This is a genomic window from Dankookia rubra, from assembly GCF_004355005.1.
Taxonomy (GTDB): domain Bacteria; phylum Pseudomonadota; class Alphaproteobacteria; order Acetobacterales; family Acetobacteraceae; genus Paracraurococcus; species Paracraurococcus ruber_A.
The window spans coordinates 46562-55447 of record NZ_SMSJ01000038.1; the positions used below are offsets into that span (position 1 = coordinate 46562).

Consider the following 8886-nt stretch of genomic DNA (forward strand, 5'->3'; position numbering starts at 1 on the left):
GCCATGCTGAACGACCGCCGCATCCTGCTGATCGTCTCCGGCAGCGTCGCCGCCTACAAGGTGCTCGACCTGACCCGCCTTTTGCGGAAGGCCGGCGCCACGGTCGCCGCCGTGCTCACCGCCGGCGGCGCCCGCTTCGTGACGAAGGAGGCGCTGGCGGGCATCACCGGCCAGCGGGTGCATGACGACCTCTGGGCCGCCGAGGCGGAGATCGGCCATATCCGCCTGGCCAGGCTGCCGGACTTGGTGGTGGTCGCCCCCGCCTCGGCCGACCTGCTGGCGAAGATGGCGAACGGTCTGGCGGACGACCTGGCCAGCACCATCCTGCTGGCCACCCGCGCGCCGGTCCTGGTGGCGCCGGCGATGAACCCGGCGATGTGGGACCATCCGGCGACGCGCGCCAACCTGGCGGCGCTGGCCTCCCGCGGCGTGCAGGCGGTCGGCCCGGGGGTGGGCGCCATGGCGGAGCCCGAGAGCGGCCCCGGCCGGTTGTCGGAACCCGCCGAGATCCTGGCCGCCATCGAGGCGCTGCTCTCGCCCGGCGCGCAGCCACTGGCGGGAAAGCATGCGCTCGTCACCGCCGGCCCGACGCATGAGCCGATCGACCCGGTCCGCTACATCGCCAACCGCAGCAGCGGCAAGCAGGGCTATGCGATCGCCGCGGCGCTGGCGGTGCTCGGCGCCCGCGTCACCCTGGTCAGCGGCCCGGTCGGCCTGCCGGACCCGCGCGGCGTGACGGTGGTGCGGGTGGAATCCGCGCGCGAGATGCTGGCCGCCTGCGAGGCGGCGCTGCCTGCCGACATCGCCGTCATGGCGGCCGCCGTCGCCGACTGGCGGGTGGCGCGGGAGGCGACGCAGAAGCTGAAGAAGACGCCGGGCGCGGCGGCGCCGACGCTCGAGATGGCGCTGAACCCCGACATCCTGGCGACCCTGTCCCACCATGCGAGCCGCCCCGGCCTGGTGGTGGGCTTCGCCGCCGAGACCGAAGCCGTGGTCGAGCACGCGACCGCCAAGCGGCTGCGCAAGGGCTGCGACTGGATCGTCGCCAACGACGTCTCCGGCGACGTCATGGGCGGCGACCGCAACACCATCCACCTGGTCACCGCCGCGGGTGTCGAGGACTGGCCGGAGCTGCCGAAAGCCGCGGTGGCCGAGCGGCTGGCGGCGCGGATCGCCGGGGCCGTGGCGCCGCCGCCGCCGGGCTGACCGGGCCGGCCTTGCCGCCGCCGCCGCCCGGCGCTGGAATGGCCGCATGGATCTGCAGGCGGAATACGACAACCGGGCGCGCGTGCCGGGAAACCCGGCGATTATCGCGGGGTGGCAGCGCGACGCTGCCGCCTTCCGCGCGGCGTGGGCCGAGGCCGACCTCGACATCCCCTATGGCCCCGGCGAGCGCGAGACGCTGGACCTCTTCCGCCCCGGGCCGGGGCAGGTCTGGCCCGTCGCGCTCTTCCTGCACGGCGGCTACTGGCAGGCGCTGGACCGGTCCTTCTTCTCCCACCTCGCGCGCGGGATGCTGGCGGAGGGCGTGGCGGTCGCGGTGCCCTCCTACGACCTTTGCCCGCAGGTGACGCTGGCGACCATTGTCGGACAGATGCGGGCGGCGGCGGCGCTGCTGCACCGGCGCAGCGGGCGGCGCCTGCTGGCCACCGGGCATTCCGCCGGCGGCCACCTGACGGCGATGCTGATGGCAACGGACTGGCGGGCGCTCGATCCGCGCCTGCCCGCCCATCTGGTCGCCGCCGGCCTGCCCATCTCCGGCGTCTTTGAGCTGGAGCCGCTGCTGCCGACCACCATCGGCGCGGGGCTGCGCCTGGCGCCGGAGGATGCCCGGGCGCTGTCGCCGCGGCACCTCGCCTCCCCCGGCCTGCCGCTGCATGCCGTGGTGGGCGGGGCGGAGAGCGGCGAGTTCCTCCGCCAGACCCGCGACTTCGCCGCCGCCTGGGGCGGCACGGCGGAGGTGGTGCCGGGCGCGAACCACTTCACCATCCTAGCCCCCCTGGCCGAGCCGGGCAGCCCGCTCGCCCGCCGCGCCGCGGCCATGGCCCTGGGCGTCGGCTGACGGTAGAAGCGGGAACGGGACGGTTTTCGCGGGGGAAACGGGGCATGGCGATCGGCAGGCGTGGGGTTCTGGGCGGCGTGGCGGCGGGCGCCCTGGCATTGCCGGCGATCGGCCGGGCGCAGGGCGGCGGCGTGAAGATCGGGCTGGTCGCGGTGCAGACCGGGCCGCAGGCCGCGCTCGGCACCCAGCTGCGCGACGGCTTCCTGCAGGGGCTGAAGCACCTGGACGGCAAGCTGGGCGGGCTGGCGGCCGAGGTGGTGCCGATCGACGACGAGCTGCGGCCCGAGGTCGCGGTGACCAAGGTCCGCGCGGCGCTCGAGCGCGACAAGGTCGACTTCGTCGTCGGCGTCGTCTTCTCCAACATCCTGGCCGCCATCATGCGGCCGGTGACGGAATCCGGCACCTTCCTGATCTCGACCAATGCCGGGCCTTCGACCTTCGCGGGGAAGGGCTGCAACCCCTTCTTCTTCACGACCTCCTACAACAACGACCAGGTCCATTCGGTGATGGGCCAGGTGGCGACCGACAGCAGGTATGGCCGCGTCTTCGTCATGACGCCGAACTACCAGGCCGGGCGCGACGCGGTGGCCGGCTTCAAGTCCCGCTTCAAGGGCGAGGTGGTGGACGAGGTCTATGTCCCGCTGACCCAGCTCGACTTTTCCGCCGAACTGGCGCGGATTGCCGCGAGCAAGCCGGACGCGATCTTCACCTTCATGCCGGGCGGGCTCGGCGTGAACCTGGTGCGGCAGTACCGCCAGGCCGGCCTCGCCCACATCCCCTTCCTCTCGACCTTCACCGTGGACGAGGCGACGCTGCCGGCGCAGCAGGACGCCGCGCTCGGCTTCTACGCCGCCGCCCCTTGGGCGCCCAACATGGACAATGCGCAGAACAAGCGCTTCGTCGCCGACTTCGAGGCGGGCTACGGCTATGTCCCCGCCAGCTATGCGGCGCAGAGCTACGATGCCGCGATGCTGCTGGACAGCGCGATCCGCAAGGTGGGCGGCAGGCTCGGCGACAAGGACGCGCTGCGGACGGCGCTGCGCGCGGCGGACTTCCGCTCGGTCCGCGGCAACTTCAAATTCGGCGCCAACCACTACCCGGTGCAGGATTTCTGGCTCTGCCAGGTGGCGAAGCGGCCGGACGGCAGGTTCCAGACCGAGACGGTGCGGAAGGTGCTGGAGAACGATATCGACCCCTGGGCGGCCGAGTGCCGCATGCGCTGATGCCGCCCGATGGCCGTGGCGGGCCGCAGGCCGGCGAAGGCCTGAATCGGCCGGCCGAACACCAATGACGGTCCAACTGCTGCTGGTGCAGGCCCTCAACGGCCTGCAATTCGGCGTGCTGCTCTTCCTGGTCGCCGCCGGCCTCACGCTGGTCTTCGGGGTGATGGACTTCATCAACCTGGCGCATGGCGTGCAGTACATGCTGGGCGCCTATCTCGGCGCCAGCCTCGCCGCGGCGACCGGCAGCTTCTGGGCCGGCCTGCTGCTGGCCCTGCCGGCGGCGCTGGCCTGCGGCCTCGCGCTGGAATGGCTGGTGTTCCGGCACCTCTACGACCGCGACCACCTGTCGCAGGTGCTGGCGACCTTCGGCGTCATCCTGTTTCTCAATGAGGCGGTGAAGGTGGTCTGGGGCAACGCGCCGCTGCAGGTGCCGACGCCGGACCTGCTGCAGGGCGGCATCGCGCTGATGCCTGGCCTCCAATACCCGGTCTACCGGCTGGCGATCCTGCTCGCCGGCCTCGCCACCGCCGCGCTACTCTGGCTGGTGATCGAACGCACGCGGGTCGGCGCGCTGGTCCGCGCCGGGGCCAGCAACCGGCCGATGCTGGCGGCGCTCGGCGTCGATACCGGCCGGCTCTTCATGCTGGTCTTCGGGTGCGGCGCCATGCTGGCGGGCTTCGCCGGCGTGATGGCCGCGCCGATCCTGTCGGTCGAGCCGGGGATGGGCGACACGGTGCTCATCCTCGCCTTCGTCGTCATCGTCATCGGCGGCATCGGCAGCGTGCGCGGCGCCTTCCTGGCGGCGCTGCTGGTCGGGCTGATCGAGACGCTGGGCCGGTCGCTGATGCCCGACCTGCTGCGGCTGTTCATGGCGGCCTCGCCGGCGCGGCAGACCGGGGCGGCGCTGGGGTCGATGCTGGTCTACATCGCCATGGCGCTGATCCTGGCGGTGCGGCCGCGCGGGCTCTTCCCGGCGCGGGCGGGGTGATGGCGCGGGTGCTGCCGGCGCTGGTCTTCGGCCTGCTGGCCGCGGCGCCCTTCCTCGGCCTCGGGCAGGGCTGGGCGATGACGCTGCTGGCGCGCGGGATGATCCTCGCCATTGCCGCGCTGTCGCTCTGGCTGCCGGTCGGCGGGGCGGGGCTTGTCAGCCTCGGCCATGCCGCGATGCTCGGCATCGGCGCCTATGCGGTGGTGGTGCTGGATGATGCCCGGGTAACGGAGGCGCTGGTCGTGGCGCCCGTCGCCATCGCCGCCGCGGCGCTGTTCGCGTTGGCGACGGGGGCGGTCGCGATCCGCACCGCCGGCGTGCAGTTCATCATGATCACCCTGGCCTTCGGCCAGATGGCCTTCTTCACCGCGGCCTCGCTCTCGGCCTATGGCGGCGACGACGGCTATACGCTGTACGGACGCAGCACCGTCGCCGGCGCGCGCTGGATGCAGGACCGGCTCGGCTTCCACTATCTCTGCCTAGGCCTGCTGGTGGTGGTATTCCTCGGCATCCGCATGCTGCTGGCCTCCCGCTTCGGCCGGGTGCTGCGGGCGGCGCGGGAAAACCCGCTGCGGGTCGAGGCGGTCGGGCTCTCGCCCTATCCCTATCGGCTCGTCGCCTACACCATCGCCGGCGGCATCGCGGGGCTGGCCGGCTTTCTGCTGGCGAATGCGGCGGAGTTCGTCGCGCCCTCCTTCCTCGCCTGGCAGCGCTCGGGCGACCTGCTGTTCATGGTGATCCTCGGCGGGCTCGGCAGCCCCTTCGGCGCGGTGCTCGGCGCGCTGGCGATCCTGGCGCTGGAGGAATGGCTGGGGCACCTCACGCCGCATTGGCGGATCATCTTCGGCCCGCTGCTGGTCCTGGCGGTGCTGTACCTGCGCGGTGGCCTGGTCGGGCTGATCGGGGCGCGGCGTGGCTGAGCCGATCCTTCGCCTTGACGGATTGCGCAAGCGCTTCGGCGGGCTGGCGGTGACCGACGGCGTCTCGCTCGAGGTGCCGCCGGGCGAGATCCACGCCGTCATCGGCCCGAACGGCGCCGGCAAGACCACGCTGATCCACCAGGTCAGCGGCACGCTCCGGCCGGACGCCGGGCGCGTCGTCTTCGCCGGGCGCGACGTGACGGCGCTGTCCCTGGCGCGCCGGGCGCGGCTCGGCCTCGCGCGCAGCTTCCAGGTCACCTCCATCCTGCCCGGCTTCACCGCGCTCGAGAATGCCGCGCTGGCGGTGCAGGCGCGGAGCGGCTCGTCCTTCCGCTTCCTCCGCCCAGCGGCGTCGGAGGCGGCGCTGAACCAGGCGGCGATGGACGCGCTGGAACGGACCGGCCTGGCCGATCGCGCCGCGGTGCCGGCCGCCGCGCTGTCGCATGGCGAGCGGCGGCAGCTCGAGCTCGCCATCGCGCTGGCCATGCAGCCCCGCCTGCTGCTGCTGGACGAGCCGCTGGCCGGCGCCGGGCCGGAGGAGACCGAGCGGCTGGTCGCGCTGCTGCGCGGCCTCAAGCGCCGCTACGCCTTCCTGCTGGTGGAGCACGACATGCAGGCGGTCTTCGCGCTGGCCGACCGCATCTCGGTCCTCGTCTACGGCCGCATCGTCGCCACCGGCACGCCGGATGCGATCCGCGCCGATCCGGAGGTCCGTGCCGCCTATCTCGGCGAGGATGAGGCGGCGTGATGCTCAGCGTCGAGGACCTCGCCGCCGGCTATGGCCAGAGCCGCGTGCTGTCCGGCATCGGCTTCGCCGTCGCGGCGGGGGAGGTGGTGACCCTGCTCGGCCGCAACGGCATGGGCAAGACGACGACCGTGCGCGCCGTCATGGGGCTGCTGCCCGCGGCCGGCGGGGCGCTGCTCGGCGGCCGCATCGGCTTCCAGGGCGCCGAAATCGCCGGCCAGCCGCCGCACCGCGTCGCGCGGCGCGGCATCGGTCTGGTGCCGGAGGGACGCCAGGTCTTCCCGACCCTGACGGTCGAGGAGAACCTGACCGCGACCGCCACCGCCCGCGGCGCCGCGCGCTGGACCCTGCCCGCGGTCTATGCCCTGTTCCCCAGGCTGCGGGAGCGCCGCCGCAACATGGGCGCGCAGCTGTCGGGCGGCGAGCAGCAGATGCTGGCGATCGGCCGCGCGCTGATGACCAACCCGCGGCTGCTGATCCTGGACGAGGCGACCGAGGGCCTGGCGCCGCTGATCCGCGCCGAGATCTGGGCGGTGCTGGCGCGGTTGAAGGCGGAGGGGCTGGCGATCCTGCTGATCGACAAGAACCTCGCCGCCGTCATGCGGCTGGCCGACCGTCACGTGGTGATCGAGAAGGGCCGCGTCGCCTGGACCGGCAGCACCGAGGCCCTGGCGGCGGCCCCGGAGCTGCGCGAGACTTACCTTCAGATCTAGTGGGGTCGCGTGACCAACGCTGTCGGCCGGGCTTGCCTGCAGCGATCACGCCCAGCGAGAGGAACGGACCATGACGGCAGAGATCCCCGGCATCACCCGCGCCGGCACCGGCTTCGACGGCACCGAGGGCACGGTCTGGAACATCCTCGGCCAGACCTACTACCCCAAGCAGTCCTGCGAGAGCTCCTTCGCCTTCGAGGCGCTGAGCCCGCCCGGCACCTTCGTGCCGCCGCACATCCACCCGACGCAGGACGAATACATCCTGATGCTCGAGGGCACCTGGAAGCTGATCCTCGACGGGCAAACGCAGTTCGCCTCGGCCGGCGACCTGGTGCGGATGCCGCGCGGAATCATGCACGGCTACTTCAACGAGAGCGGTGCCCCGGCCCGTGCCTTCTTCTGGGTCACGCCCGGCCGCAGGCTGCACGACCTGTTCAAGGCGCTGCATAACCTGTCCGACGTGGACGAGGTCGTGCGGCTCTCGAAGGCGCATGAGGTGGACTTCCTGCCGCCGCCGGCCTGAGGAAAGGGGCTTCTCGTCTGCCCTGGGATCGGCACCCACCGCGCGGCGCCTGCCGGACCCACGAAAGGCAAAGGAGGGGTTTGGGGAGGAAATGCCTTGTCCTCCCCAAGCTTGCTTCCCCGGCCGACCCTCAGCGCGACGCCACCGCCCCGCAGGATTGCGGCAGGAAGGCGACGCGCCGGTCCACCGCATCCGTCGCGTCGTCCCGCTTGTTGCCGACGATCGGCTCCCGCGCGCCGCGTCCCTCGGTCGCGGTGCGCGGGCGGAGCGAAGCCTGCTCCGCCACCAGGTCGGCCTTGATCCGCTGCGCCCGGGCCAGCGAGAGCCGGTCGTTCAACGCGTCCGGCCCGGTCGGGCTGGCATGGCCGACCACGTCGAGGCAGGCATTGTCCGTCGCGGTGCGGCGGGCGATCTGCCGCAGCCACATCGGGTAGGGTCCGCTGATCGCCTTGTCCGGCCAGAAGCTGGTCTGCCCCACGGCAAACAGGAACTTCACGCCGAGATTGCGCTCCGCCAGGCCGTAGTCGACCAGCTTGCCGAAGGCCTGCTCCGCCTCGTCCGTCCGGCCGAGCGCATGCGCGGTCAGGTACTCGCCGTTCAGGCCCTGCAGCCGCCCGGTGGGGCCAGCCTTGTCCGCCGCCCGGTAGAGCGACAGCGCGCGGGCGGGCTCCCTGGCCTCATAGGCCGCCGTCGCCTGCGCCAGCAGGGTCGAGGCGCGCAGCCCGCGCTGCCAGGCCGGATCGATCGGCGCTCCGGCCGGCGCGGCGCAAACCTTCAGATAGGCCGCGGTCGCCCGGTCCGGCAGCCAGACCGGGCTGTCCCGGTGGAACTCGGTCGGCGTCGCATCCACCGCCTCGGTCCGCACCCAGGCGGTCTCGTGCGCCACCACCTTGCCGCTGCCGAGATCGGCCAGCACTGCCCAGATGCGGTAGGCGCCGGGCTCCTCGGTGCTGTCCTTCAGGCTGCCGGCGGCGGTGACGCCGGAGATGGCACCGAGCAGGACCAGCGGCTTCGCGTCCAGGCTGGCCTGGGTGAAGGGACGCAAATCGAAGCCCGCATCCCCTTGCAGCTTCGCCGCGATGCGGCGCGCCATGGCCCGGGTGGTGCGGGTCTCGGCGCCGGTGGCGCGGTCGATCAGCGGATCGATGACGATCCGGCGCGGCTGCCCTGCCGCGGCCGGCGGCAGCTCGGCCCGGGCAAGCACGGCGGTGGCGAGGGAATCGACCGCGGCGTCGAGGTCCTGCGCCTCCCGCGGCGGCAAAGGCGCGGCGGCGACGGGGGCCGGGGGCGGCTGCGGCGGAGGCGGCGGCGCGGCGCAGCCGGCCAGGCCAAGGGCGAGCAGCACGGCGAGGACAGTGGACCGGCCGATCGGGTTGCCGAGGCGACGAAGTGGTATTCCGGTCAGGCCCGCCCTCCGGCGATGTGGTTCAGCCGGGGCAACCCCGCCGGAGGAATTGGATATCGGCATCGGCAACCGTCTCTCCGATCTGCATGCGCTGCGTGATCAAGCGGCAGCGCGTGGCAGGGTCGAACGGTTGCGTGGTGAAACCACCGGCGCGCGCGAAGACCGTCTCCGCCGGCGCGGGATCGGGTGCGGCGCGGGGCGCCGGCCGGGGCGCGGTCGCGGCGACGGCCGCGGGTGCCGCGGGCCCCTCCGGCCGCGGCGGAGGCGGCACTGCGGGGGCCTCGGCCGGCGCGCCGGGCAGGGGCAG

General features: G+C 73.2%; 10 protein-coding genes. 8 read left to right on the forward strand and 2 right to left on the reverse strand.

Annotation, left to right across the window (positions count from 1 at the left end; genetic code table 11):
* The first annotated feature begins 3 nt into the window (after positions 1–3).
* From coaBC to E2C06_RS22210, 8 genes are all read left to right on the forward strand, one after another.
* A complete protein-coding gene (gene coaBC, locus E2C06_RS22175) occupies positions 4–1206 on the forward strand; it encodes a bifunctional phosphopantothenoylcysteine decarboxylase/phosphopantothenate--cysteine ligase CoaBC (RefSeq protein ID WP_133290793.1) in 1203 nt (400 codons plus the stop codon).
* A 46-nt stretch (positions 1207–1252) separates the two neighbouring features.
* A complete protein-coding gene (locus E2C06_RS22180) occupies positions 1253–2062 on the forward strand; it encodes an alpha/beta hydrolase (RefSeq protein ID WP_133290794.1) in 810 nt (269 codons plus the stop codon).
* Between the two features lie 44 nt (positions 2063–2106).
* Entirely contained in the window at positions 2107–3285 is a 1179-nt protein-coding gene (locus E2C06_RS22185) for an ABC transporter substrate-binding protein (protein ID WP_133290795.1), read from the forward strand.
* Between the two features lie 64 nt (positions 3286–3349).
* On the forward strand, positions 3350–4273 hold the full coding sequence (locus tag E2C06_RS22190) for a branched-chain amino acid ABC transporter permease (protein ID WP_133290796.1): 924 nt from the start codon (positions 3350–3352) through the stop codon (positions 4271–4273).
* Positions 4273–5193, forward strand: coding sequence for a branched-chain amino acid ABC transporter permease (locus tag E2C06_RS22195; RefSeq protein WP_133290797.1), 921 nt, complete (start codon positions 4273–4275; stop codon positions 5191–5193). Before E2C06_RS22190 ends, E2C06_RS22195 begins: the two co-directional genes overlap by 1 nt.
* Entirely contained in the window at positions 5186–5941 is a 756-nt protein-coding gene (locus E2C06_RS22200) for an ABC transporter ATP-binding protein (RefSeq protein ID WP_133290798.1), read from the forward strand. Before E2C06_RS22195 ends, E2C06_RS22200 begins: the two co-directional genes overlap by 8 nt.
* Positions 5941–6651, forward strand: coding sequence for an ABC transporter ATP-binding protein (locus E2C06_RS22205; RefSeq protein WP_133290802.1), 711 nt, complete (start codon positions 5941–5943; stop codon positions 6649–6651). The genes E2C06_RS22200 and E2C06_RS22205 overlap by 1 nt, the downstream gene beginning before the upstream one ends.
* Positions 6652–6721: 70 nt before the next feature.
* Positions 6722–7174: a cupin domain-containing protein gene (locus E2C06_RS22210; RefSeq protein ID WP_133290799.1), complete on the forward strand. Its 453-nt coding sequence runs from the start codon at positions 6722–6724 to the stop codon at positions 7172–7174.
* A gap of 130 nt (positions 7175–7304) precedes the next feature.
* Here the strand turns inward: E2C06_RS22210 and E2C06_RS22215 are convergent, their stop codons facing one another.
* Positions 7305–8642: an OmpA family protein gene (locus tag E2C06_RS22215; RefSeq protein ID WP_133290800.1), complete on the reverse strand. Its 1338-nt coding sequence runs from the start codon at positions 8640–8642 to the stop codon at positions 7305–7307.
* On the reverse strand, positions 8602–8886 hold a 285-nt coding region (locus E2C06_RS38785; RefSeq protein WP_206664633.1), incomplete at its 5' end, for a hypothetical protein. The genes E2C06_RS22215 and E2C06_RS38785, both read right to left, overlap by 41 nt.